At 60.7% G+C, this 23,785-nt stretch carries 37 protein-coding genes and 2 tRNA genes; 23 read left to right on the top strand and 16 right to left on the bottom strand.

The genetic code is table 11. The annotated features are described in order from the left end of the window. Nucleotides 1-199: 199 nt before the first annotated feature. From NQ034_RS06100 to NQ034_RS06175, 16 genes are all read right to left on the bottom strand, one after another. Complete coding sequence (locus NQ034_RS06100; RefSeq protein ID WP_257047662.1) at nt 200-532, bottom strand: phage tail assembly protein; 333 nt, start codon at nt 530-532, stop codon at nt 200-202. Between the two features lie 90 nt (nt 533-622). Next, the gene (locus NQ034_RS06105; RefSeq protein ID WP_257047663.1) at nt 623-1,180 is read right to left on the bottom strand and encodes a phage tail tube protein; all 558 of its coding nucleotides are present in this window, start codon (nt 1,178-1,180) and stop codon (nt 623-625) included. Between the two features lie 9 nt (nt 1,181-1,189). Further along, complete coding sequence (locus tag NQ034_RS06110) at nt 1,190-1,711, bottom strand: hypothetical protein (protein ID WP_257047664.1); 522 nt, start codon at nt 1,709-1,711, stop codon at nt 1,190-1,192. Beyond that, the gene (locus NQ034_RS06115; protein ID WP_257047665.1) at nt 1,711-2,016 is read right to left on the bottom strand and encodes a DUF5403 family protein; all 306 of its coding nucleotides are present in this window, start codon (nt 2,014-2,016) and stop codon (nt 1,711-1,713) included. Before NQ034_RS06115 ends, NQ034_RS06110 begins: the two co-directional genes overlap by 1 nt. After that, nucleotides 2,003-2,374, bottom strand: a complete 372-nt coding sequence (locus NQ034_RS06120; protein WP_257047666.1) for a hypothetical protein — start codon at nt 2,372-2,374, stop codon at nt 2,003-2,005. The genes NQ034_RS06115 and NQ034_RS06120 overlap by 14 nt, the downstream gene beginning before the upstream one ends. A 2-nt stretch (nt 2,375-2,376) precedes the next feature. Further along, complete coding sequence (locus tag NQ034_RS06125; RefSeq protein WP_257047667.1) at nt 2,377-2,910, bottom strand: hypothetical protein; 534 nt, start codon at nt 2,908-2,910, stop codon at nt 2,377-2,379. Between the two features lie 3 nt (nt 2,911-2,913). Then, nucleotides 2,914-4,128 (bottom strand): hypothetical protein, encoded by a 1,215-nt coding sequence (locus tag NQ034_RS06130; protein WP_257047668.1) that lies wholly within the window; start codon nt 4,126-4,128, stop codon nt 2,914-2,916. Nucleotides 4,129-4,147: 19 nt separating this feature from the next. Beyond that, nucleotides 4,148-4,645, bottom strand: coding sequence for a hypothetical protein (locus tag NQ034_RS06135; RefSeq protein ID WP_257047669.1), 498 nt, complete (start codon nt 4,643-4,645; stop codon nt 4,148-4,150). Beyond that, entirely contained in the window at nt 4,557-5,714 is a 1,158-nt protein-coding gene (locus NQ034_RS06140; RefSeq protein ID WP_257047670.1) for a VG15 protein, read from the bottom strand. Before NQ034_RS06140 ends, NQ034_RS06135 begins: the two co-directional genes overlap by 89 nt. Further along, on the bottom strand, nt 5,695-7,179 hold the full coding sequence (locus NQ034_RS06145; protein WP_257047672.1) for a phage portal protein: 1,485 nt from the start codon (nt 7,177-7,179) through the stop codon (nt 5,695-5,697). The genes NQ034_RS06140 and NQ034_RS06145 overlap by 20 nt, the downstream gene beginning before the upstream one ends. An 11-nt stretch (nt 7,180-7,190) precedes the next feature. Beyond that, nucleotides 7,191-8,861 carry a terminase large subunit domain-containing protein gene (locus NQ034_RS06150; protein ID WP_257047674.1) on the bottom strand — a complete coding sequence of 557 codons (1,671 nt, stop codon included), beginning with the start codon at nt 8,859-8,861 and terminating at the stop codon, nt 7,191-7,193. Continuing rightward, the gene (locus NQ034_RS06155; protein ID WP_257047675.1) at nt 8,858-9,292 is read right to left on the bottom strand and encodes a phage terminase small subunit; all 435 of its coding nucleotides are present in this window, start codon (nt 9,290-9,292) and stop codon (nt 8,858-8,860) included. The genes NQ034_RS06150 and NQ034_RS06155 overlap by 4 nt, the downstream gene beginning before the upstream one ends. Nucleotides 9,293-9,628: 336 nt before the next feature. Then, nucleotides 9,629-10,225 (bottom strand): glycosyltransferase family protein, encoded by a 597-nt coding sequence (locus NQ034_RS06160; RefSeq protein ID WP_257047677.1) that lies wholly within the window; start codon nt 10,223-10,225, stop codon nt 9,629-9,631. A 10-nt stretch (nt 10,226-10,235) separates the two neighbouring features. Beyond that, nucleotides 10,236-11,693, bottom strand: a complete 1,458-nt coding sequence (locus tag NQ034_RS06165) for a glycosyltransferase (protein WP_257047678.1) — start codon at nt 11,691-11,693, stop codon at nt 10,236-10,238. A 545-nt stretch (nt 11,694-12,238) separates the two neighbouring features. Continuing rightward, nucleotides 12,239-12,311 (bottom strand) — tRNA-Trp (locus tag NQ034_RS06170). Nucleotides 12,312-12,686: 375 nt separating this feature from the next. After that, nucleotides 12,687-12,962: a hypothetical protein gene (locus NQ034_RS06175; RefSeq protein ID WP_257047679.1), complete on the bottom strand. Its 276-nt coding sequence runs from the start codon at nt 12,960-12,962 to the stop codon at nt 12,687-12,689. Between the two features lie 30 nt (nt 12,963-12,992). Between NQ034_RS06175 and NQ034_RS06180 the strand changes: the two genes are divergently transcribed. From NQ034_RS06180 to NQ034_RS06295, 23 genes are all read left to right on the top strand, one after another. Continuing rightward, nucleotides 12,993-13,065: transfer RNA gene (locus NQ034_RS06180), tRNA-Arg, on the top strand. A gap of 1,930 nt (nt 13,066-14,995) precedes the next feature. Then, nucleotides 14,996-15,190 carry a hypothetical protein gene (locus NQ034_RS06185; RefSeq protein WP_257047680.1) on the top strand — a complete coding sequence of 65 codons (195 nt, stop codon included), beginning with the start codon at nt 14,996-14,998 and terminating at the stop codon, nt 15,188-15,190. 177 nt (nt 15,191-15,367) lie between these two features. Continuing rightward, a complete protein-coding gene (locus tag NQ034_RS06190; protein WP_257047681.1) occupies nt 15,368-15,796 on the top strand; it encodes a hypothetical protein in 429 nt (142 codons plus the stop codon). 241 nt (nt 15,797-16,037) lie between these two features. After that, complete coding sequence (locus NQ034_RS06195; RefSeq protein ID WP_257047682.1) at nt 16,038-16,364, top strand: hypothetical protein; 327 nt, start codon at nt 16,038-16,040, stop codon at nt 16,362-16,364. Nucleotides 16,365-16,379: 15 nt separating this feature from the next. Next, nucleotides 16,380-16,805 (top strand): hypothetical protein, encoded by a 426-nt coding sequence (locus tag NQ034_RS06200; RefSeq protein ID WP_257047683.1) that lies wholly within the window; start codon nt 16,380-16,382, stop codon nt 16,803-16,805. Nucleotides 16,806-16,821: 16 nt separating this feature from the next. Further along, a complete protein-coding gene (locus NQ034_RS06205) occupies nt 16,822-17,268 on the top strand; it encodes a hypothetical protein (RefSeq protein ID WP_257047685.1) in 447 nt (148 codons plus the stop codon). A gap of 89 nt (nt 17,269-17,357) precedes the next feature. After that, nucleotides 17,358-17,558 (top strand): hypothetical protein, encoded by a 201-nt coding sequence (locus NQ034_RS06210; protein WP_257047686.1) that lies wholly within the window; start codon nt 17,358-17,360, stop codon nt 17,556-17,558. Beyond that, complete coding sequence (locus tag NQ034_RS06215; protein ID WP_257047687.1) at nt 17,551-17,997, top strand: hypothetical protein; 447 nt, start codon at nt 17,551-17,553, stop codon at nt 17,995-17,997. Before NQ034_RS06210 ends, NQ034_RS06215 begins: the two co-directional genes overlap by 8 nt. 84 nt (nt 17,998-18,081) lie before the next feature. Then, complete coding sequence (locus NQ034_RS06220; RefSeq protein ID WP_257047688.1) at nt 18,082-18,528, top strand: hypothetical protein; 447 nt, start codon at nt 18,082-18,084, stop codon at nt 18,526-18,528. Nucleotides 18,529-18,530: 2 nt separating this feature from the next. Further along, nucleotides 18,531-18,779, top strand: a complete 249-nt coding sequence (locus NQ034_RS06225; protein WP_257047689.1) for a hypothetical protein — start codon at nt 18,531-18,533, stop codon at nt 18,777-18,779. Beyond that, nucleotides 18,776-19,129, top strand: a complete 354-nt coding sequence (locus tag NQ034_RS06230) for a hypothetical protein (protein ID WP_257047690.1) — start codon at nt 18,776-18,778, stop codon at nt 19,127-19,129. The genes NQ034_RS06225 and NQ034_RS06230 overlap by 4 nt, the downstream gene beginning before the upstream one ends. A 164-nt stretch (nt 19,130-19,293) precedes the next feature. Next, nucleotides 19,294-19,548: a hypothetical protein gene (locus NQ034_RS06235; RefSeq protein ID WP_257047694.1), complete on the top strand. Its 255-nt coding sequence runs from the start codon at nt 19,294-19,296 to the stop codon at nt 19,546-19,548. Further along, a complete protein-coding gene (locus NQ034_RS06240; RefSeq protein ID WP_257047695.1) occupies nt 19,548-19,685 on the top strand; it encodes a hypothetical protein in 138 nt (45 codons plus the stop codon). Before NQ034_RS06235 ends, NQ034_RS06240 begins: the two co-directional genes overlap by 1 nt. A gap of 100 nt (nt 19,686-19,785) precedes the next feature. Then, complete coding sequence (locus tag NQ034_RS06245) at nt 19,786-19,923, top strand: hypothetical protein (RefSeq protein WP_257047697.1); 138 nt, start codon at nt 19,786-19,788, stop codon at nt 19,921-19,923. After that, nucleotides 19,920-20,300 carry a hypothetical protein gene (locus NQ034_RS06250; protein ID WP_257047698.1) on the top strand — a complete coding sequence of 127 codons (381 nt, stop codon included), beginning with the start codon at nt 19,920-19,922 and terminating at the stop codon, nt 20,298-20,300. Before NQ034_RS06245 ends, NQ034_RS06250 begins: the two co-directional genes overlap by 4 nt. Continuing rightward, a complete protein-coding gene (locus NQ034_RS06255; protein ID WP_257047699.1) occupies nt 20,297-20,485 on the top strand; it encodes a hypothetical protein in 189 nt (62 codons plus the stop codon). Before NQ034_RS06250 ends, NQ034_RS06255 begins: the two co-directional genes overlap by 4 nt. Nucleotides 20,486-20,500: 15 nt before the next feature. Continuing rightward, the gene (locus tag NQ034_RS16180) at nt 20,501-21,106 is read left to right on the top strand and encodes a DUF6551 family protein (RefSeq protein ID WP_373567196.1); all 606 of its coding nucleotides are present in this window, start codon (nt 20,501-20,503) and stop codon (nt 21,104-21,106) included. Next, nucleotides 21,103-21,744, top strand: a complete 642-nt coding sequence (locus NQ034_RS06270) for a hypothetical protein (protein WP_257047703.1) — start codon at nt 21,103-21,105, stop codon at nt 21,742-21,744. The genes NQ034_RS16180 and NQ034_RS06270 overlap by 4 nt, the downstream gene beginning before the upstream one ends. Then, entirely contained in the window at nt 21,741-22,025 is a 285-nt protein-coding gene (locus NQ034_RS06275; RefSeq protein ID WP_257047704.1) for a hypothetical protein, read from the top strand. Before NQ034_RS06270 ends, NQ034_RS06275 begins: the two co-directional genes overlap by 4 nt. Before the next feature lie 561 nt (nt 22,026-22,586). After that, nucleotides 22,587-22,745: a hypothetical protein gene (locus tag NQ034_RS06280; protein ID WP_257047706.1), complete on the top strand. Its 159-nt coding sequence runs from the start codon at nt 22,587-22,589 to the stop codon at nt 22,743-22,745. Continuing rightward, nucleotides 22,742-22,930: a hypothetical protein gene (locus NQ034_RS06285; RefSeq protein ID WP_257047708.1), complete on the top strand. Its 189-nt coding sequence runs from the start codon at nt 22,742-22,744 to the stop codon at nt 22,928-22,930. The genes NQ034_RS06280 and NQ034_RS06285 overlap by 4 nt, the downstream gene beginning before the upstream one ends. Continuing rightward, nucleotides 22,927-23,148 (top strand): hypothetical protein, encoded by a 222-nt coding sequence (locus tag NQ034_RS06290; protein ID WP_257047709.1) that lies wholly within the window; start codon nt 22,927-22,929, stop codon nt 23,146-23,148. Before NQ034_RS06285 ends, NQ034_RS06290 begins: the two co-directional genes overlap by 4 nt. A 463-nt stretch (nt 23,149-23,611) precedes the next feature. After that, nucleotides 23,612-23,785, top strand: a complete 174-nt coding sequence (locus NQ034_RS06295; protein ID WP_257047710.1) for a hypothetical protein — start codon at nt 23,612-23,614, stop codon at nt 23,783-23,785.

Consider the following 23,785-nt stretch of genomic DNA (forward strand, 5'->3'; position numbering starts at 1 on the left):
CAGTCACCTGTCCCTTCCGGGTCAGGTCTGTTGGCCGAGATAAACCGCGAATCTGGTCCTAGCTCGGAGACCAGAGACAACAGAAGCCGGGGGCTGTAGGTCGACCCCATCGGAGTACCCCACTCGCGGAAGATGTCCGCGAGGTTCAGGTGGTACTCACTTAGGAAATCGGCGAACAGCTCCCCGGCGTAGTCGTCAATCAGTTCTCCGAGCTTGCAGCTTCCCCCAGCTGCGTCTGCTCGCTGTAGTCATTGAACAGCTCCTGCGCGACAGCCAGATCGTTATCGAGCGCCGCGATCAGCGCGTCGGCATCGGCCTTGTCGGCGATGACGATCCGGAAGACTTCGGTGTAGATATCGAAGGCGTCCTTGTCGTCCTTGTCTTCGACATCGAACGCAGCCGTCACGGCCTTGCGCTCCTTCTTGTCGAGGCGAATCGGCACGCGGAGTTCGACCTGCCGGTCGTCATCGAGTTCGACCAGGAACGGCGCGAACTTGGTGTCGGCGGCATTGCGAATATCAGACAGCTTCATGGGGGTCTCCAATCAGAATGAAAGTGATCGGGTCTCTAGAAGGGGAACCTCAGCCCCGGGAGAGACCCAAGCCCGGGGCTGAGGGGGTAATCAGGAGCCGCTCTTGGGCATGTCCTTGACGCCCGAGGCGTACCAGGCAGCCTTCTTGCCGGCCATGCGCAGCGGCGAAACCGACAGGGGCAGGGCCGAGAGCGACTCGGTGTCGCTCAGGTCCAGGTCGTCGGCGCCGATGATGTCGGCCTTCGGAGCGTAGAAGTCGAGGCAGTGCTCGCCGTCCTCGATGAGGACGTACCATGCGAGCTGCGACGGCTGGGGGTTGTCGGCCTGGCCGATGCGGCCATCCTCGATGACAGCATTCGAACCGAGGTACAGCTTGAGGCCGGCCTCATCGAACTGGTGGATCGAGAAGTTGAAGGCGACGTTGCGCGCGGCATACGAGGTCTTCAGGTTCCGGTTCTGAAGCGTGCCCAGGACGGTCTTGTCGCCGCCGTCGGTCGACATCGACAGAATGTCTTCCAAGGTCGTATGGCCGACGTCTTCCCAGGGGGTGTCAACCTTGTTAGGGTTGGTCGGCGCAGGGGTACCCGGAGGTGCCGTGTAGAAGTGGGCGGTCGAGATAGCAATGACGGCGTCGTCATTGAATGCCATGTACTCTCCTTAGAGTGTGGGCAGGTATTGGTTTTCCGGGCCGCCCTTTGCGGGGCGGACGCGGATGCGGAAGTTCTGCTCGATGCGCGCCGCGCCTTTGGGCAGTGACGCGTACTGAACGACTCCGGTCGAGGTCGCGTAGTCAGAGACGCGGCGGATGTCGCCGGAGCCGGTGATCTTCGAGATCGAGCCGGCGCCGGGCACGACGTACTGCGTCTCGTGCGCCCAGAGGACGGCCTGGCGGATCGACTCCTGGAGCCGGAAGCCTTCGGCTTCGGCGTTGAGGCCCTCGGTAAAGGTCTGGAACTCGATCATGGTCTGGCGCGTAAAGCGAGGGTCGTTGGTAAACGTGCCCTCGACGCCGGACGTGTGAGCGGTTCGGACCATGATGTATGGCAAGACCTTGGAGAAGTCGGCAGGGATCTTCGTTCCGATATGGACCTCGGCATCGACATGCGAGAACCACTCGTCGAGGATGCCCTTGCCCAATGCCATGGGCTGGCCCATGGTCGGATAGAGGCCTTTGGCCATCAGATACCACCTGCCCCGGTGACGCGGGCCAGGATGTGGAATCGCTTCTCGATTCCGCCGGCCGCGCCGACACCATTCGGGTCGGTCAGCGTGACGTACCAGTCCAGCTCGCCATGGTCGAGCTTGATCTGAGACTGGCCGGTACGACGCTTCGGTTCGGTATCGAGCAGGACCGCGGCCTCGCCGGCGAAGGTTGCTGCGCGACTGCGCAGGTCGGCCTGAACGCCTCCGAGGTGGGAGACGATGTCGGCGACAGAGCCCGGCCCGACGGCCGGGTAGTACCACTGGATGTCAACCGTCGGCACCACCTCCGTAGGGAATCGAGTTGCGCGAGCGGATCAGGAGCTCGACATGCTTAACCGTCCGCGAGACTCCGTTACTGAAGTGCGGAGGATTGACTAGCTCCCACGGCTCGCCACGGAAGTAGAGCGCGGCATACGAATCGACGCCCGGAATCTCCCGGGCGACGAGGCGCGCGACCTTGACTGCAACCTGGCCGGGAAGCTCGGCGTCCGACTGTCGATCTTCGGCGACCGTGACGCGAACGCGCACGGCGTCATCGCCAGGAACTCGCACGGCCATGCCGTCTTCGTCGATGGCATCGACAGCGGGGTAGACCGTCAGGTATTCATTGCCGCGGTCTACGAGTCGACTGCGGGCCATGGTTATCGCCTCCGGCGCCGGCGGGAATGCCGCACGAAGAACGGGAACGGCGTCGTCGTTCGATCGTCCATGGCGACGGCCTCGCCGGGATCTCGGCGCAGGTACATGAAGCCCGGTGCTATTGACCTTGGCCGCCAGCGGTCCTCGCCCTGCGAGATCGAGATCGAGTGGATCACGGTCTCGCCGGCAAGATCCTCTAGCTGCTTGATCTCGCGAGGAGTCAGCTCTGTATCAGCCGCATATGCTTCTGCGCGCTTGAGTGTGACAGAGTCCGACCGCTCGTCGATGAAGCCGGACGGGTTCAGATACCCGCGGGCCGCAGCCGCCGTTGCGATCGTTCGCGCCATTGCCGGCGCCCCGGCCCGAATGGGCCAGGGCTTACCGTAGTGGCGGACGTTGGCCGAAGCGGCCTCGATCATAGACTCGGCTAGCTTGATGTCATCCGGAGATTCGATCGGCTCGCCAGTCCGGGCTGCGACCTCGTCGACAGTCGATAGCGGTTCTTCGACCGCTACTGCTACAGGGTCGTCAGCCATGTATCAGGACCCGATAGGCATGACACCAGGGACTTCGAGGACGCCCGGGAAGAGCTGAGTCTTGTCGGTGTAGTGCGTCAGCTCGGTCAGCTTGTTGTGGAAGGCCAGGTCCAGGAAGGAACCTTCCTTCGAACCGGCAGTCGGGTTGCCCTTCTCGTTCAAGGCCTTGCCGTCGCCAGGCTCGAATGCCTCGACGACATTGCCGGAGGCATCCTTGCCCTCGTTATCGTCAGTCTTCAGGAACAGCTTGATGCCGCGGGTGAAGTACGGCGCATCCTCAAACATGCCCGAGTGGAACGACTGGCCCTGCGCGTTCTGCACCTGGATGTAATCCTTGGTGTAGTCGTAGCCGACGTAGGTGTCGTAGACGGACCGGTCGGTCAGGAACGACGTGTCGTAGTCCATGATCCAGCGCAGCGCGAAGCCGCCGGCAGAAGCCGAAGCGGTGTACGGTGCCGAAGTCGGCGCCGGGGGAGCGGCGTTGTACAGGACGAAGCCGGACTTGGCGAAGATGTACGCCTCGTCCTCGGGAATGATGTTCGACTCGACGAAGGTGACGCCGGCAATAGAGCCGAGCGTCGCGGTCGACAGCGCAGAACCGTCGCCCTCGGCAAAGACCAGACGGTTGCTCTTAATGAGCTCGGCCGCGAAGTTCGACCCGCACAGGCAGGTGAAGGATGCTTCGGGGGTGCGCATCTTCTTGATCGCGGCCTTGGCGTCGACGATCGCGTTGAAGATCGGATCGCGATGCTTCTCCGTCTCTTCCTTGATGGAGGCGGCGGTGACGTCAACGATGCCCAGGTATTCAACCGGGGCGTTGTGGATCTGGTTGATGACCTTGAACTCGTTGTAGTTCGTCAGCGCTTCGATCTGGCGGGCGAACAGGTCGCCCCAGGAGCCGTCGAAATCGAAGAGCTTATCTTCGTCGATCAGCTTCAGGGCCGAGTAGTTGTGGGTCAGGTCGATCTTGACGTTGACGACCGTGTCCTTGATCGTGTCGGTCACGATCGGCTGAGAGCGGTCATTGCGGAAGCCATACTCCCGCACGGGCAGGGTGCCCTTGACTCGCATAGAAATGGTGTCACCTTCGACACCGAGGAACTTCTCGAATCCCTGCTTGGTGACAAGGTTCGACGCCACGGCGGTGTCGCCCAGTGCGTCGACGGCTGCGTCGACGAGCACCTTCGGCTTGACCGTGGTATTCGGCAGATAGACCAAATGTTCTCCTGTTAGTTACTTACCGGCGCTTGAGTGCGCGCCGAGCCTTGGCGAGGTAGTCTTCGTCGCTGGGAGCCTCGTTCCCCTTGCGCCCGCCCTGAGGCGGCGTCTTGGTTTCAGGAGGAGCCGGCGGCGTCTTATCGCCACGGAGCTTTTCGATGAGTGCGGCAGACGCTTCCCATTCCTCGGGGGTGTCGCCAGTGACGAGGACGTGATATTCCTCGGGGATCTGATGCTGGGCAATGACCAGCTCGCGATCCTTGACCTTGAGCTGCTCGGCAAACTCCGCAGAAAGCGCCTGGATCTCCTCGGGCGTCTTAGCGTCCTTGAGCTTCTCCTGCGTTTCGCGAAGCTGCGTGCGGTAGCTCGCGGCTTCCTTGTTGGCCTTCTCGATGCGCTTGCGCGCCCATTCGGGCAGGTCGTCGTCCTTATCGGGTTCGACGTTCTCCTGATCGTTCGGCTGTTCGTTTTCCTCGGGCTCGACCTCCGGGGTCTTGCCCTGCTCGTCCTCGTCCATTACCCCTCCTGGGAGTAGTAGTCTTTGAGTTTGCCGAGGCGCTCTTGCGCCGCTCGGCGTTGATCCAGTTGCGCCAGGCCTTGCGGGCGTCTCGCCCGCTCTTGCCCCGCGTGACGTCTGTCCACATGTCGGAGTAGTAGGCGTTGCGCTCTGGAAGTTCGTTGGTCTGCCACCGCACGATGGGGAAGCAGTGGCAGTTGGGATGTGCCTTGAATGCGGCTGACTGCTCGTTGAAGAAGTCGAAGCCGCGGCTGGCTAGCATGGCGCAGAAGTGACAGCAGCCGGCGCGCACGCCGCGCGCATATGCTTTGCGCCGCGAGTCCTTGCGGGCCGACTGGAGGATAATGTCGCGGCCGGCATCGAGGGATGCCTTATCGGCAATGCCTGCGATGCGGTTGGCGTGCTTGCGGAACTCCTCGTCGATGAGGTCCTTGATCTTCTGCGCAGCTTGATTGCGCTTGATGATCCGGTCGACCTTGTCCTCAAGGCTGGTCACGCCAGCTTCGTCGAGATACTTCTCGAACTCTTGCGCGGCCTTCTCGATCGAGTCGATGCGGTCCTGCGGCCAGCCCAGCTCTTTGAAGCGGACTGATCCATCCTTGTGCTTGGCGCCGAGCCAGTCCGCCAGGGAGTGCTCTAGCGCGGTACGCGGGAATTCGTCGTCTTCGCTTGAGCGATCGAGGTCGTTGACCGTGTCATCGAGCCAGCGGACATCTTCGTCAGAGTCGTCGATCGACGTGAAGTCCATGTCGAGGATGGCCTGAGCCATGTCGGTAAACTCGTCGCGCAGCTCCTTCAGGGTCGCTTCATCGCGACCGTCCGGATGCTTGAAGCTGACGCCGGTCTGAAGGGCCGACGTATACCGGTAGTAGGAGATGGCGAGCTGAACCGATAGCTTGCGGCCGGCCAGGGCTAGGCGATAGATCTGGCGCTGCCAGTCACCACCCTTGGGCTTGGTCGGGTTGACCGTGCGGTATGAATCGCGGGCCGCAGCGCCGACAGCCAAGCCGAGGCGCGTCGACGCCTCGGAGTAGAGGAGTTCCAGGAGGTCAACTTCTTGCCCGGACATCGACCACCTCAGGCGTCGGCTGAGGGTTCCGGCTCAAGTCGAGCTGTCGCTCGAACTCGTCATCCCCCTCTGCATCGAAGGCGTAGTCATCGGCGCGAGCCTTGAGGCTGCGCCAGTATTCGATCGTCGACGACGAGACGTCGGGGACCATGTGCCACAGCCCCTCGGCGGGGATCTGAAGAGAGTCCGCAACCTTGGCCAGACCGTCGGCGTAGGCCGAGAAGGTCTTGATCGAGTAGTCCTCCCAGCGAACTTCGACGTCCCACGCCGTGGCGCCCTCCTGGTCGCCATTGGCTTCAGCGAAGAGGCGGAAGATCGAGGCCCAGGATTCGCCCCACTGGCGGTGCAGGAACTCGATCAGACGGAAGAACTGGGAGTCAAGAGCCGCGATCGTCTCGGCCGCCAGGTTCGAGATGTTGCCGTTGTAGAGGTACGGCGACTGTTGGCCGGCGATGGCGAACATCTGAAGCGATGAGCCCAGAGCTGCCAGGAGATCTTCCAGGCTGCCGGCCTGGATGCGATCGAACTTAGTGTCGGGCTGCTCCGATGTCAGGACCCTGCGGGCCGACATGCGGAACGGCTTATAGACCGGATTGCCGTCGGAGTCGACCTTGGGCTGGCCATCGTAATCGATGACCTGCTCGCCGCGGACGCCGGCGATCGTGTAGATCTGATTGCCGGTATAAGCCTGGCCGGTCAGCAAGTCCAGGACCGTCTGATTGATCCGGTCCTGCGGCTCGATCAGGTTCTCGACCAGCCCAGAGACCCGGCCCTCGGAATCGAGGAAGCACGGGAATCTCGTGACTGGCGTATCGGAGAAGCCGTGCGGCCCCGAGGCCGCGACAACCCATCGCCCTTCGTCGTCGGTGACGAGGCGGTACTTAGTCGTCCGATCCCATCCGTAGGCCAGGCCGTGGATAACCTTCTTGCCGTTTCCGTCGCTTGGCCGGCGGATGACCGTCAGCGCCGATCGCGGGTGCTCATCGGAGACGGCGTTATCCCAGAGGGCTGTCGTGTTCAGCGACGACAGGACGTTGGCGCCCGGCTTCGAGCCGTCCTTGTAGACTTCGACAAACGCCTGGCCATAGGTGGCCGAGGCGTGGTGAACGACGTTCTGAAGATTGCTCAGGCGCAGCCGGCGGAAGTCCTTGAACTCCTGCGGGAACCGCTCTGAGATCTCGTTGCCGTCTTCGTCATAGTCCTTGACTCGGCGGTAGCCGGCGACGCTCGATACCTCGGATGCGACAAGCGGCGGTAGCCGGATGACATTGACCTTGGCTCGTTCCTTGAGCTCGGCATACTCCTGGTCGAGCTCGTCGGGCGACCAGGGATCTTCCTGGTCGCCGTTGATGTAGTCGTCACATACGGTTGTAATCTCACGCTCCCGTAGGAGCGAGGTAAAGAGATCGTCGAGATCTTCGACGAGGCTCGACTCGACCTCTTCTTCTAGCGCAGTATCTGCCAATTCGTTCCTTGTCAGTAAGCGATGAGGGTTCCGGGCGTGCGCCGGTTTGCGGTCTTGTTCGACTCAAGAAGGTCGCGATAGGCCATCTCGGCGAGGATCGTCGCGGCGTAGCCGTCGACCTTGAGGGGGGATTCGCGTGACTCCTTGCCGAACGTCACACCCCACCGGTTCTCTCGGCGCCGCGCATTGAGTGCGTGCTTGCGCAGGACGCGGTTGCCGTTGTGCTGGAACGACCCGTCGAAGACGCGAGTCATTAGCGACTCGTTGGCGCGCGTGATCTTCTCGCCGCCGCCACGCATGTCCCACCCGATCGGAGACTTGGGGGATGCCTTGATGACGAGCTCGCTGCGGTAGGTGTCCGACCACTTGTCGATATACGATTCCCACAGCTTGACGTCGGCATAGAAGGCCAAGACCTTGTAGGTCTTGAATGCCCAGTGGACATAGGAGTCGACCTGGGACCGGTCGATCTCCCAGCCCTTCTCGACATAGGACGGAGGCTTCTCCCAAATCATGAGAGGGAAGACGACACCGTCGCTGACGCGCTTGGCGATGAGCGCCGTCGCGTCATCGGTCTTGCCGCCATCGAAGCCGAGCACGATCTCCGCGCCAGGCTTGAGCTCGATGTCATCTCCGCTGTAGCGGCACTGATCCCATTCGTCCTCATTGAAGAGGGCGTCCTCCTTGGCGACGATCTGGTTGTAGAACATTCGCAGGTTGTGCGAGATCGAGATCGATCGGTTGAGGAACGAGCCGACGATCTGCTCAGGGTCTAGCCAGATTGAGTCGCCGCGAATTTCAGAGACGACTTCGACGATCGCATCGGGATCGTCTGCCGGAGCCGACGGATCAGCTTCAAGTGAGTCGTAGTAGATGCCGGGGCCGCGGCGCTTGCCGGGGAAGCGAGAATCCATCTCGACCTGGTCGAGGTACGCCGCACGCGTATCTTCAGCGACAGAGTCCTCGCCGGGCTGGTAGGCATTGGTAATCGCCAGGGCGCGTGCACCGGCGATCTTCGTCAGGTTGCCCGACAGCGTCTCGTACATCTTCTTGCCGGCGTTGCCCAAGACCCAGTGCTGGGTCTCGTTAAGGATCGAGAACGTCGGACGCTTACCCTCGATCGAGCGGTAGCTCGATGCCGAAAACAACAACTCATTGCGGCCGCCATTGGCCAGCACCTTCTCGGCGCCGATCTTGAGGCCGTACTCCTTGCTCATGGCCGGCGAGACCATCCACTTAAGGACGTCGCCGGTGTTCCTGGTCTGGCCTTCAGAGACGGCCGAGACGGTGACGTAGGCGTTCGGGTTAGGGACGGCGACCGGGTTGCCGACCGAGTCGAAGTGAGAGAACCGACAGGGGCCGACCAGCTCGACGAGAGCTAGCGCCGCGCACAAAGGGTCCTTACCCCAGCCCTTGAGCCGCTGGAGAACTCCCTGTTGCCACGGGTGCTTGCCCCGCTCGTCTACGGCATACCACCAGAGGATGAAGCGTGACTGCTCCGGCGTAAACCGCCAGGGTTCGCCCTGGTCATTCAGGAGCCATACGGAGCACCAAGCAAGGATCTGCCAGCCGAGCGTCCGCTCGGGCAGATACCAGTTGCCATCGTCCGTGACCTTCCAGCTATTACCCAACGCCTTGTGGTGCCACCCACTCTTGAAGGGGTAGTCAAGGATCTGAGTCATTTCGTCGCGGGGCCGCCCAGCATGTCCTTGTAGCCCCGGAGGGCTACGACCTGGGCGTCTTCTTTCGAGGTGTCGACCTTGGAGAGCTCGATGCGAGCTCGCCGGCGATCGCCTTCGGAGAACATGAGGTTCGACATCTCCGACTGGAGATTGGCCAGCATCATTGCCGACCGGATTCCCTGTCGCTCATAGAACGTGACGTTGTCGCAGAGGAACCGCAGGCGAGCGATATCGCTCTGCTGCATGTATTCGGCATCGCCTGAGGCCTTCTTGCCTCGGTAGAGCTCCTTGGCCGTGTCGGTCCATTCCTTCTTGACCTGAGGCCACTTGACCGGCTGAAGGGTTCCGGATGTAATGCCGGCGGATTGACCGCCGGCGCCATGGGCGTGCCCTGTTCGTTCATCGCTTCTCAGCGGGATTGGGCCAGGCATCATTGCCTCCTAACTGGAGGCTCCTGGCCTCCGGCTATTCGGCGTCTCCCCAGCGCCTCGCCGGGGGGCGTCGAAGGGGATGCGCCAGTTTCTTATGGACTTTGCCGCCGCCTTCGGCTCCGCTCTTCTGGCGGTGATGGGCGGCGCAAAGCGAACGTAGGTTTGTCATCGAGTCATCTCCGCCAGGGATGATGTGGTCGCAGTCGGTAGCCATGCGCCGGCAGCGAGTGCCGTCGTCGAGGATCTCGACACACTGGTAGCCGTCGCGCTTAAAGACGGCGCGGCGGAGCTCCTCCCAGTTAGCCGGCAGAGGCTCGGTTCTCCAGGAGCCTTTACTCATGCCTTGCAGAAGCTCCATGCCACGCGACCTTGAGGTCGCGGCTGATAGGCAGTGCGGGGGAGTGTCGTCGGTAGATCGAGGTGATCGATGTGCGATGGCACCGAGTAGCGGACGCGCAGATCGCGCGCCTTGACCCAGGACTCGACGATCTCGTCCCACGGGCCGGCCATGGGCTCGGTGTATTCGAGCATGTCGTCGATCAGGGCGAAGGGGATACCAAGGCCCAGAGCGTTAAAGACATGCGGAGTCGAGAGTGGAGCTCCCGTATAAGCCGCAGTCCGGAAAAGCAGTTGAGCTTGATCGCGGGTCGGCGACCTGCGCCCCATATAGAGGGAAAGGATCTCGTCTCGACCAAGGGCGTCGATCTCCTCCTGAATATGCTGGTCAAAGTCTGAGCAAAGCCTGACGTCGTCCTCAAGGACGACGAGGGCGCCGTCGGTCTCTCGATCGAGATGCCGGCCCCAGGCCTCTCTGTGCGTCCATACATGGCCGCGATGCTCGTGGTCGACGATCAGGTCGGCGGCCAGGCGATCAGCCAGCGAGACGGCATTGTCGTGCCGCTCGGGCACACTGGCGATGGCATACTGAATCATCTGCGCCTCCTTACTTGTGTGCCCAAAAGCTCGCCCCGTTGTCGCGCTCCTCGGCCTTGAAGATCGTCGCGACCTCGGTCCCCGTGCGGAACCGATCGCCGAACTGCTCATAGACGACGGCACCGAAGTCGAGCATGTCTCCGACGCCATGAATGCCGTCGGTCCACCCGTCGTGGCGGAACTGTTCACGATCGAGGTAGCGGCGCCACATCGCGTTCGCGAACTCCAGGACCGTCTTGTAGTCGCCGCCGACGAGGCCGGCATTGACGACCTGGTCGGACTCATGGTCGGTCAAGAACTTCTTGGCATCGGCACCCTTGTGGTTCTTGGCGAACCACGGGACCGAGCCGTATACCTGGGGCTCCCAGCCGACGTAGATCGTCGACGTCTTGAGCGCCTGGAATGGGTTGCGAAGTTGCCGGACGTCGGTGCCATCGACGCACCAGACGCGCGCCCACTCAGGGTGGTCGCGGAGGTATTGCCAGATATGAAGCCACCGGGCGAAATAGGGATTGCCGACCGACGAGTCGACCTTGATGAACTGGACGTCGTGGTTGTTTCCCGTCTTCAGCGACGGGTTCGACAGGTCGTCGTGGAGGACGACGAGGTCTCCAGCCTTGATCGACAGGGCCAGGTCACTCAGCTCGCTGGTCGACGCTCGCATGGCTGACCCGCGCTGCGGGTCGGGATGCTTAGTCAGTAGCGTCGTAATGACGACGTCGGAGTCGGACCTATATTCCAGTGAGTAGGCGTCGTCGCGGGACGCGATCCACAGCGGCCGACCGGCATCCTGGTTGTACTTGACGGCAGCCGGGGACGCTGCCGTCTTGTGATTGCGATTAGTGTAGTCCTCGCCCGAGACGTACTTATCGCCATCGGTGATGTCCTGGTATCGAGCCGTCGTCCAACCGCGGTTGTAGATGCGGTCGGACAGGCCGACGTGCTCTGCGCCATACAGGCCGTACTTGGGGTCCATGCCTCCGACGTCTTCAATGACGTCACGCCGATAGTAGAGAAAGACTCCGCCCGATAGATTCCAGGCGCGAAGTCCATCCTGGCGGTGGACCTCGATGAGTCCAGACGAGTAGGCGTAGTGCGGCTCGGGCGCCGCGACGTAGGCATCCCAGACGCCGCCGTCTTTGATAATGGCATCGTCGTCGAGGAGGAATAGGTGCGCGACGCCTTTGTCGCGCATGAGTTCTTCGATGCATTTGTTCTTCGCCTGGGCCACCCCGACATTATCGGAATACCTGATAAGCGTATTAACTCGGCCGGGAACGACCGCAGGCTTTGTCGAAGAATCGTCGACGACGACAATTCTTGCGTCGGCCGGAGCTGAACTAATTACCTGGTCGAGCAGTCTCTTGAGGAGCTCGGGCCTATTTCTTGTCGTAATTCCAATTCCGATTCGGCCGGTATTCTCATCGGCGGGTACATATGTTTTACCGTCGACAATTACCTGCGCCATATATATCCTTGAATTGAAATTGATAGTGAATTGTCGAGCCTTCGGAATCGAACCGAGGTTTCCGTCATCTCATCGATGACGTCGCATTTCCATTTATGCTATAGCCCGTTAGTGAGAGGGGAGTTATGAGCTCCCGACGGTAGGATCGCTTCATATCCGCATGTCTACCGTGCATTACAAGGCCGCTAAGCGTGACAATTTCATCGACCGCTAAGCCGAATCCCTTTCCGAAAACTAGCGTCAGCATTTGCCATCTTCTAGTCGTACTCGGATCTTGCGCACCATCCGCATGTAACCGCATTACCTCGGCGACGACCCACGATCTGTGTCGCCGCTCCGACACTCTGCCACTCTCTATCGAGCCACCCTGGCCGGGGTGGGCATCGACGCCGGATAACCAAGAGTCGAACTTGATTCCAGGGCGCGACCCTGTGCATCACCAAAATGCTTTTATCCGAAATCACCGCGCGGCTCAACATGAATTACGCGGTGATAAATCAAGGGCCCCGCCAGTGAGCCTCGATGAGGCCGGCGGGGGACTGTCGCATGAACGGCAGGAATCGAACCTGCAACCAACGGGTTTGGAATCCGCTGCTCTGCCAATTGAGCTACGTCCATAGGAGATCCCCGCCGCGTACGATCTACGAAAGCGGCGGGGACATAGAGCGACCACCGGGTTTCGATCCCGGACTCCTCGGCCCCGGAGGGTGAGGGGGTACTGCCACGCACCTCAGTCGCTTCCAGCCTGACGACCACGGGCTGGCGCGTGAAGACGGCGATCGGAGTCGAACCTGATCGTTCGAGGCTGCCAGGCCCCGAGCGCCCGCCGGAGCGCCGTCTACGGCAGCAGATACCATTCGCGCCATGGCGGGGCGCTATGGGATTTCAGGTCCCACTGGTCGTTCACTGCCGGTCAAATTCCATGAGAAGCCGCAGAAGGCGCTGTAAGCGCCTAACGGCTATAGAGATGAGCGTGTGCTCATCTTTCGCATTCTAGGCCGCTCTAGGGGCCTTGGCGTTCGTCTGAGGGTATGTCTCGTCCGCCAGCTCTTCCGGTTCCGCTGGCCAGATTACGATCGACTCAAGACTGCTGGAGGGAATGGCGGCCAGGTGAGGCTGGCCGATGTGCTGCTCCAGGCCCTCGTAGACCAGGCCGATGATGCCGGGGTGGATGCTCGTGACACTGACGTCCTTGGCGACGACCTCGTAGTAGTCGCCGTTGCGCAGCGTAATGCGGAACAGGTGCGTGTCGGTGTCGATTCGAGTCATGGTTCCCTTCCTGGTATGGTCGATGGGGTCGCCCCTGTAGCTCAGCGGATAGAGCAGCCGCCTCCTAAGCGAAAGGTCGCCGGTTCGATTCCGGCCAGGGGCACATCGAAGTAGTGGGTGACGTCTGGTTGGGCTTCCTGCTGAGTCACCAGCATATGCAGGTTCAAAACACCCGGAGACCGTCGTCGGAGGCTGCGACGACGGAAGGAGGTGAAAGATCGTCGCGGACAACGATGTCCGCTCGAACGACGACGGTCAATCCGGGCAAAACTAGATGGGCGCTCCTCGCGCGCCCGTAGGTAAGCGTCGATCCTGAGGATCGACATTGCAGTGACGGTTGCATTACCAGGAGCGACCCCTGGTCGCGCCTGCGTAACTAGTGACCGACGACAGGTCGGTCACACTACAACTAGATGGCCGTGGCCGGCCATCATTCCAATGACGGTGTGTAGCCGAGATTCCATCGAGGCTACGCTGAAGCTTCGCCTCAGACTGTAGCTACGACCGTAAGGGAGTAGCTACGCTTAACTAGTAGCTAGCCGGGAGGCTAGCTACACTTAGTTACTTCTTAGCTACATCAGCCAGCCCAAAGGCTGGCTGTAACTTAACTACCTCTTAGTAGCAGCCCCAAAGGGCTGCTTAGTTGTAACTACCTCTTAGCTATAACCGCCGCCCTGGAGGGCGGCTATAGCTTAGCTATAGCGCGGCTTCGCCGCAGTTGCCCCTCAACCCCCTTACCCCCTTCTCCCCAGGAGCCCTGGTCCTATCTGGAGGTGGTCTTAATATCCCCAGAGTCGATTGAGGAATCGTCTCTGAAGCCCTGACTCACAGGCTCCTCACAGTTAACTCTCAAACCTGAGAGCGATCTGGTGCTATGACCAGCGGTCCTGCGCGCGCGCCCGCGCGCGGGTACCTCCCCCCACCCACTCACGTCAAAACGACACGCCGGGCACGGCTGAATCGTCACCGAGCCGTGACCGGGGCCTCGCAGGCGCGCCCGTAGGCGCACCTCCGGTCCGCGCGCGTATGCGCGCGCAGTGACACGCGCGTATGCGCGCGGCATCCGCACGTCTACGACCCGTCCTCGCTGCGCAACCTGCGCTCACCGGCCCGTGAGCGGGCCTAGGACGGCCCAGCGTGGCCACGGCGGCATCACGGCGCACCTGCGCGATCCTGGGACCGCTCACGGGCCGTGAAGCGCACCCGCCACAATGTGACGCGGCTCACCGGATGCCGGTTTGCAAATGTCCACTGACATGCGTATAGTTAGACATGTCAGCACGACAGGGCAGGACACAGAAACCACCCCGTCACCGGCGCTTAGGCCCCGGCGCTGGCAGTTCGGTCTAGCCGAGCGGCGGGCTTGCAAAGGTCCGCCGGGACGTGTTAGAGTGGACAACGTCAAGCAAACGACGGGCATGAACGGCCCCGGCGGTTATGGGCATAGAACTACCCCGCACGGATTAGCGCTTAGTAAGTCCTGCCAGAGCAGAACGGTTAGGCCGCTAGTGAATCTGGTTTCCAGTCGGATTGACAATGTCCAGTCCAGTACGTTAGACTAGACAACGTAACACCGATTCACTTTTAAAAGAATAGGCCCGACTCGCACGATTCTGCCCCGGCTGATAGGCGATGATCGGTTGGCCGGGTAATGTTTTTCAGTTGCCCTATTGATAACTCTTTCACCTTCGGGTGACTGAATATAGATAGTTTCCAATACCATTCTTGGACCCCAATCTTCAAGGGCCGGGATAGGGGTTAGGGACACCTAAGTAATTAGGCGGGGGGATGCGCTAGCGCGTATTCCTTCGGGGGTAATAGCGTCCGGAGGGCGAGATATGCCGTTTATGCTCTAACAACTATTCCGGCTTGAGATAACCGGTTAGCACTTTATGGGTTGGCATTGACTAACAATGACATGAAATATTTGGAAGCGGCCCAATTATTCTTACACGGTTTTGTTCAAGCTAACGCTTGAACAATTCCGGGGGCTTCCGATAATAGATCGGCGGCAACTAGAATAAGGGGTAAGAATGGATACGGTAACCATTTCCAAGGGGCTTTTGATCGAACTTCTCGATATCGCCGAGCGTGAGCTTGAGACGATTGAGCTGGGTATGATCGGAGCTCAGGACTCGGCCGAGGCTGAGCGTGAGGTGTTAGACATGCAGCGCCAGACAAAGCAGGCGCTAATCGTCGGACATGACATGCTGATGGGTGATGATTAATGATGACACCTAAGCACCGGCGCGAAATAGTTTCGGATGAATTGTTGTAGTCCGATAGGCCATTATCCCTGCGGGGTAGTGGTCTATGAGATAACAACATCTCACGATATTTCATCTTGACAATGTCCAGTAGGACATGAAATGATGGACATATCAACAACAACAAGGGGTAAGACAATGAGCAACGAAAAGGTCTGGCGCGGTAGCCGCGCAGCGGCGCAGGACATCATGGCCGATTTGGCCGCTGGCGAAAAGGGCGGCACCTTCTGGGAGAAGGAGACGATGATCGGGGCGTTCCCGTACATCGTCGGCGGTATCGTCAATCCGACGGTGGCGCGACCGGCCTGGGACACCGGCGACTTCACCCAGTCGAGAGTCCACTGCGGCATCATGGCATTGTTGCGAGACATGGGTAAGGCCACCTGGACCGGTAACGCTATCGGCTGGTGGATCGATCCGGATACCGGGGCCATGTGCCTGGACGCATCGATGGGTGTCTCCGACCGTGAGACCGCGATCAAGCTGGGCATCGAACGGGGCGAGAAGGCGATTTACGACGTCGAAGCCGATGACGACATCCGCTGCGACGGGGATATCGCGGCCTGAGAAGTCCAACGCGATACGTTGGCAGGGGTAGTGGCATACACCAGAGTTCAAGTCTCTGGACCCCGCGAGGCGCAAGTCTGCGCCCGACACCACCACAATTTCTAGGGGTAGAAACATGGCTGTAGCACGATTGACCGAACGGCTCACGTCATCCAACGCTTTGGAGTGGCAGGGGTCGATCCCTAAGCGAAAGCTGGGGCATAACACATATACATATCCGACGGCTCATTCCAAGGGGTCGATGCTCATCACAGACGGCGTCCTGGTGGAATACCACAACAACGTCATTGCCCATATCTTGAACCGCTCACGGTTCCAAGACGTCCTCGGATTCGGGCTGGTCCCGGTCCACACGACACTTTCGACAGCAGGGTGGAACTCTGTCACGACGGCAGGCCGGCTCGATCAATTGTTGAGCGCGTCTGGTGCGCCGGGGCGCATCGGGATTACTAAGGGCCGGACGGTCTATCGCACTCATGGCCGCGAACTGCCGTTCGATCAACTGTACATCGGACCGGATGAGATCTACGCCCGCAATGGCAATGCAACGACACGGGTCGACTACTGAGAAGGGGATAGAAAAATGCCTACATTCAACGAGTGCTTGCGCAAGCTGTACCGGCGTGAGTTCAACGGGGTCACCTACGACTTGATCCTGTCTGCGCCGCTGGAGGAGAAGCTGCGCCGGAACGTCTCGTTCATGCGCTGGTCTGATACGACGCGGCAACTGGTGCGAGAGACGGCAGAAAATCTCATCGATGCCGCCGATGATGCTCAGGACTGGCGCGACTTCGAAATGACGATCGAAGAAGACGGTGCCGGAGCGTATGCGACGTCGCTGGGCGCAGGGGAGGGCCGTGAGTTTGCGGCAGACCTCTGGGACTCTGAGTATCGCGGCTACATGTCTCAGACCGTCAATGAGATCGCGGCCTGCGCCCTGGATGACATGGCGCAGGAAGTGTTCCATGCGCTGATCGAACTATTCAAAGAGTGGGAAGAGGAGAACTGACGTGAAGAAGAAGTCTGTGTATGAATGGGTTACCGCGACGCTGGGCATGCTCCTTGTCGCTGCGCTGTTAGGCGCCGGTGCTGCAATGTACCCGGCGCCGGCTGAGGCCAAGGCCAAGCTGTCGGGGCATGCCGTCGACCTGTCCGTCGACTACTGCGCCGGTGCCGTTGCCACGCTCTGGGACTACGGCCGCGATGGCCGTGTGACGCAACGGGAGCGCAACAACCAGCGCTCTATGACGCGTGAGTGTGAGCGCCAGACCGGCGGGTTCATGGTCGAGTCCAAGCGGTCTGTGACCAGCACTGGCAAGAAGGTCCCGCAGACGTTCCCGAAGAAGCGAGTCGACAAGTGCCGCCTGTCATCGGCCTATGCCTACTCGATGAGTAAGCGTAAGCACATCACATCCAAGCAACGAAAGATCATGCGCAAGTATGCCAAGGCGTGCATGGTCGCCACCGCCTAGTGATTAATGGTCCCTGGTCCAACCCTTGGTTGGATCGCGGGCCATGGGTTACTAGACCCAATTCCAACATGATTCATCAAGGGGTAACGATGAAAGACAATAAGCGCCAGCTCAAGCTGGATGCCATGGCCCGCATGGCTGCGGCCTATAGGTTGGGCGGTTCAAGGCTGGCACTGGATAACCTGCGCCAGTGCCTGGCCCTGGGATGCGACGCCCGCGACCTAGCCAAGATCGGCGGAGGTCGACAGACGACGATCCGCGCCCTGGTCGAGGAGGTCCGCCATGGCTGAGATGACGATTGAGATCACCAACTCTTGCCTATGCCGCTACTGCGAGGACTGCAACGCAGGGTATATCGGTTTACCCGATGACGACGCATGCCCCGAGTGCGACGCGGTCGGCGTGTGGGACGGCTGCATGGGCTGCTGGGAAGACATGCACGAGTGCGTCGAGGGTATGGTCGACCGCTACCAGATGGAACACCCGTCTCCGGCGGGCTACTACATGATCGAAGGATCGAACATGGGTTGGCTGCACCGGTCGGGGTACAGGCTGGTCGACGAGAACGACGACTGGTCCGATGCGCTGGCCGTCCGCTCCGAGTGGACGCAGGTGTGGACGCTGTCGGATGACGGCAAGCTGACAGCCAAGCAATACCACCATGATGCACCTATGGGTGAGAGCTTCACGTTCCGCCCTGCGACGCAGGATGAAGCCGATCTAGCTTGACCGTAAACGTCCAGTACGATACACTGGATCTAGACAAACACGGCGGGGCCGACAAGGCCCCGCCACTGAGAAGGGGTAACCGAAATGATGCTCTCGACCACGATCAAATACCTGCAAGACCTGTACGAAAAGCACGGCGATCTGCGCGTCTACATCAGAGACGAAGACGACGGTCGCCACTACGACACCGAGCTGGACGACTGCGGTTTCCACATCGATGTGTCGGGCCGGTACACCGACGGCATGCTCTGGCTCAAGGGTGAGACGTCGCTGTGCGACAAGGCCGTCGTAGATCGATACGACGGTATCCGTGAGCGGGTCGAGGATGCGATCACCGATGCTGCGGCGTACATGGACCTGGACGCCGACCGCATGGCTTCCATGGCCGACTACGGCGACTATGACGAGGCCGATCTGCGCAATGCGCAGGTCTGCTACGACGCATCGGTCACGTCGTTCAACTCGCTGGCGGATGAGATCGGCGGAATCGCCCACGTCGAAGCGCCGGTACTGGTAGAGAAGGAGGACTGAACATGATGGTGACAGTAGCGCAGGACATGCGCGTGTACACGACGTACGACGTGCCGGACGAGGTCCTGACGGCCGACATGAAAGAGGTGCTGGAGGCGTCGGCGATCGATGGTGGGTTCGTGTACTCGGGTGAAGACTCGGCGGTCGATGAGATCATCGACGCGATCCCCGGGAATGCGGTCCTCATATCGCAGGATATGGAGCTCGACCTCCTCCCCGACAATGCTGTACTGAAGGCGGATGAAGAATGAGCGCCGCCACGGAGGCCCTGACTGTGCGGGGCTATGAACTAGTCGCCGACGAGCAACACCCGGATGGCCGGTGGATGCGCCGCCTATCGCGGCGGCATGCCGCAGTCCTGACGCGGGCGTGCGACATCGAGCCGGGTCAATTCTTCGACGTCGACGAGCTGATCGAACAGCTCGAAGCCAACGCGCCGGAGTCGCTGTGCGTATCAGATCGCGTCCGCGACTACGCCATCGACTTCAACGAACAGGCTGGCGAGGTCGAGGCCGATTACATCGAGCTCCTCATGACAGAGGAGACGATCCGAGGAGACATGACGCTGGTCGAGGTCGGCGTCATTACCAAGGTCCGCTGAGGTCCCAGTCGTTCCACCTCAGGGTGGAGCGGCGAGGATCTTCGCCGGCCTGGAAGCCCTGCGGAGATGTAGCTACAGCGTGGTAGCCCGGTCGGCGACAGCGCAGCTTACCCCTAGCGCTGTCGCTCTCCGAGTTGACACGACACCCAAATGTCCAATACGATATGAAAGACAAGACGATGAAGACGCTTTACAAGGTCGAGCTGTTCGGCCCCGAGAATATGGTCGGCTACTACAACCTGGACCGCGACGACATGCGCGAGGTCGTCAACGAGCGGGCCTCATGGCCCGAAGGGCAGACGGCCTTGCTCGATGAACAGTTGCGCCGGGTCACGCCGAAGGTCGGGGTGACGTTGCCAATGGCCGAAGGCGGCCGCCTCGAAGTCCACGCCATGGATCTATCACTGGCGGAGGCGTGATGCACGAGAGGGTCAAGGCCCGTTTCCTGACGGGCCGCGTCGCCGGCACTGACAAGCCATTCGACGACCGCAAGGTCAACGACAAGATCCCCGACTGGTCCGAGATTAACTGGCGCCTGAACTACGGAACCAAATGATGCGACGGACATGGTCGCTGGCCCTGGTCGCGACATGGATCAATCTGGCCATGGCCTGCGGCCTGGCCGCCGCGGGCATTGTCCTGGTCGAGGTCGGCTGATGCTCGATCCGCAAAGAATAGCCGAGCTCAACCAAGAATGCGCCGATGACGAGGCGCATGAATTGGCCGACGAATTAGAACCGATAGATGAATGGGCCGACCAGTACGGGTCGGCCGAGAAGGAGTGGAGACAATGAAGAAGCCGCAGACGCATTGCTCGAAGTATGTGGTCGACAATATGGGCCGACGGTCGGTGTATCTGGCCGATGAGATGGACAAGTACATCGCCGAGCTGCGCCGGTCCGATCAGGTCCGCGCGCTCAAGGTCGAAGAGGGCCTATGCAAGATGATCGACGAGCTCAAGTCGGAGCTCAAGGCAGCCAAGACGCGGGTGGCTCAGGCCGAGGATCAGGTGGATTACTGGCGCACTGCAGAGCGCGACAAGCGAGACAAGCTGGCCGAGCTCGACGACATGATGAACAGCCCGGTCGAGCTGGCGCGAGCCCTGCGCCGCGCACTCAAAGCCGGGTGGGGCGATGTCGATGTCCGTATCCAGATCAAGCCGCGTTGGTGACCCGGCAGATGATCGCCGGTGATTCGCGGCCGGTAGCTCCGTCGATCAAAGATCGAAGGACCGAGCGAGGCGAAAGCCTCAGCATCACCGGTTACTGGTGCCGCGCATGCGGCCTGCCGATGATCTTGCTCGACGGCTCGGATATCCATCCGACGTGCGAGTTCTTTATGGAAGGAATGGAATGAACGTCGACATCGTATATCCTCGATGGACAGCACCGCGTCCAGGGGGCGAAGGTCAAAGGCTATGTCGGCAAGCTCCCGGCGATCATCTACGACGACCTGTCACTAGAAGAAGAGGCGCAACTATTCCTAGCACTGAATAGCTCGAAGCCGGTCCAGGCCCTCGACAAGTTCAAGGTCGAGGTCACCGCCGGCGAAGCCGCGTCGGTCGCAATCAACAGCATTGTCGAAGACGAAGGGTTCTTCGTCGGCCAGAAGGCGCAGGGCGCACGCGCTATCGGCGCGGTCGGCGCGCTGCGTGATGTCTACCGAATCCATGGAGCCAAAGCGCTGCGGCTGACGTTGCGAATCATCCTTGCAGCATGGGACGACACTCCGACCTCTGCTACGGGGCCGCGAATGATTAAAGCGCTCGGCTCTGTCGTCGCCATGCCTAAGAGCGAGGTCACGGGCTTGATTGACACGCTCAAGAACACCTCGGCGGCGAGCATCCTCGGCGAGGCCGACTTCATCCACGACATGTACCCGAACGTCACGAAGGCTCGGGCTGATGTCGAGCACATCTGCAAGCTCTACAACAAGGGCCTCAAGAAGGCCGACAAGATTGGAATGGTGGCAGCATGATCGAACTGACCGAGAACGCCCTCGTTAGAGGGATGGGGCATGCCAATTCGGGAGTCAATGGATACTACCTCGGCCTCATCTCCCGGTGGCTCATCGACACCTACGGCGTCGAGCCGCAACAGCAGGCGTCTATCGACGCGGGCGCCAACAAGGTTCTGCGCATTGCCGAAGACGGCACGCGAGCCAACGGCGAGTACGAGCGGATCAAGATCCACGTCAAGGGCCTGGAGGCCACGCTCTCCGAGCGCAACCGGCAGATCGAAGAGCTAAAGAAGAAGGTCGAGAATAACAAGCCAGCCCATGGCGAGCTTGGTGGCTTGCGGCACCGGAATGCGGCGCTGTATACCACAAACAAGGAGCTGAGCGAGGCGAAGGGTGCCCTGCAAGCCGACAACGCTCGCCTGCGCGCGGCAAATACCAACCTGTCATCGGATAACGAGACATTACGTGCCGACCTCCGTCAGGCTCGTATTAACCGCGACTTCTTCTTCGACCGCAACAAGGAGAAGGCGAAGAGGATCAATGAGCTGACCGACAAGGTCAACCGCCTGACCTCGGGCATGATAAAAATCCGCGACCTGGCCGACGCGCATGCCGTTGTCGAGGTCAAAGGTCCCACTGCTAGGGGCAACGCATGAGCTGGCGGCACCGATACATCAAGCAAGAGGCTCGCATGCTGCGCCGGGGGGCATCGGATGAGGAGCTGGCGAGGTGGTCGGACCTGATCGTCTTCGGCGACTCGCTCCCCGGATTTGTCGCAACGTTCAACCTGACCGACGGCTGCTACTCCGGCATCGGCCTTGAGCCTGGCGATGAGCACGATATCATCCGTTACATGCGGTCGAAGGGGTCGATTGTCGGCGAGACCGATGGGCACGGCCATGTAACGGCGCCGGGTCACCCGTGGTACATGCTGTGAACCGGTCGGAATTGCGTGAACGGAACGCCGAGGACTACGCAAGGTGGGTGCGAGCCAACCCTGAGCGCGAAACCGAGCGGCAGCGGCGACTCCACGCTCGCCGAGCGGCTGAGACTAGGCCGTTTGCTACTCGCGCTGGCGAGCCGTGGACCGAGGATGAGCTAGCGCGAGTCATGGAGCCGAGGCCCTTGATCGAGATCGCCAAAGAGCTGGGTCGGTCCTATGCGGCGTGCACAATGGCACGCCAGCGTCAAGCCAAGGCGCTAGGAATCGTTTACTCCGGCATTAAGAGCGAGGACGAGCCTCTTGACGGGAAGGTCAAGCCATGGCCAGTCAAGTAGAGGCGACGGGATGGTCGGACATCGATGCACTCGACCTGCTCAACTACACGCCACGGTCGCGGTATGTCGAACCTGACGGGTTCGAGTACGGGTCGTGCCTGAGGTGCGGCATCAATGTCAAGTGGGTCGAGAACAGTCGCGGATCTTATTGTCGCGACTGCCGACACCCGGACTTCTCCGGGGCGATGGAAATGAAGAACTACTGGGAAGGAGTAGCGGCATGAAGAGGTTCAGGGTCACGTCCGACATGTCCACTAGCTATCGCTGCTGGGAAGGCGAAGCCGAGGATGCCGAGGCGGCCGAGGAGTTGTTCTGGGACAACTACGAGATCGTCGAGAAGGGCTCCGACTACGGAGCCGAAGTCGAGGAGCTGGCGTGAAGAAGGAAGTCGTGTACACATCGAAGGCCGACTTGAGCGGCCTCAGGGAAGCTGTCGCATCGGCAATCGACGAGTGCGGGGCGGACGCAGAGATCTCAGACATCGAGGCGGACATCTGGAGAACGGGCGGGAGCGTCGCTTCGGCGTCGAGGATCGGCTTAAGGGTAGTAAAGGTGGAGGCATGAAATTCCGCAAGAGCTTCGGTGTCTTGTTGGCCGGCCTGGCTGCGGCCGGTGTTGCACTGACGGGGTGCTACCCCAAGGCTAATGGCCAGGAGTCAAGGAACACCATGTTCAAGGTCTCGACGATCAGGGATTCGGATGGCACCGAATACGCATGCGTTCGCGCCGATTCTGGCGGCGTCGACTGCAACTGGGACAACCCGAAGGGGCTGGGAAGATGAGCGACCTGATCGCGGAGACGATGGCCAAGCATCCGTATCTAGTGCCGTTGGGTGGCCCTGCCGTATGCGGCAGGTGTACCGATAGGGATTCGCATGGGTCGTTTACTGAGCATCAGGCGGACATGCTGCGCGAGGCATTGGTCAAAGCATTGACCAGATCCATCACGTCATCCCTAAGGGTGAGGATATGGACGACGAGGCGACTGGGGCCTTCCATGATGGCTGGGTCGACGGCATCGTCGATGCCCGGCGCCAGATCTACAAGACAATCGGTGCCGGCATTGAAAGAGGCTGACGCCTGTGCCGGGTGGTATGACCCGGACCCTGGGGTGACGGCGGCGACCATGTCGTTCGAGTGCGCCACTAGGCGCCACCACGAATGCTTCGGCCGAGCCGAAGTGAAGATGTACGGGCACTACGGCTCGTTCCCGTGCCAGTGCTACTGCCATGACGGAGGTGACGAATGAGAGCGGCAATCGACATCGAAGAAACGGCGCGGAGCCTGGCTTACGACGCTATCGATGCGCTGGCCAATGACGATGAGGGAATGCGCGACCAGCTCGACGATTGGGATCTGGCCGACATTGACCGAGTCAAGGGCGTCATGCTCGACGCCCGTGTAGTAACGGAGTGGTGA

This window comes from Brevibacterium moorei, assembly GCF_024580735.1.
GTDB lineage: Bacteria > Actinomycetota > Actinomycetes > Actinomycetales > Brevibacteriaceae > Brevibacterium > Brevibacterium moorei.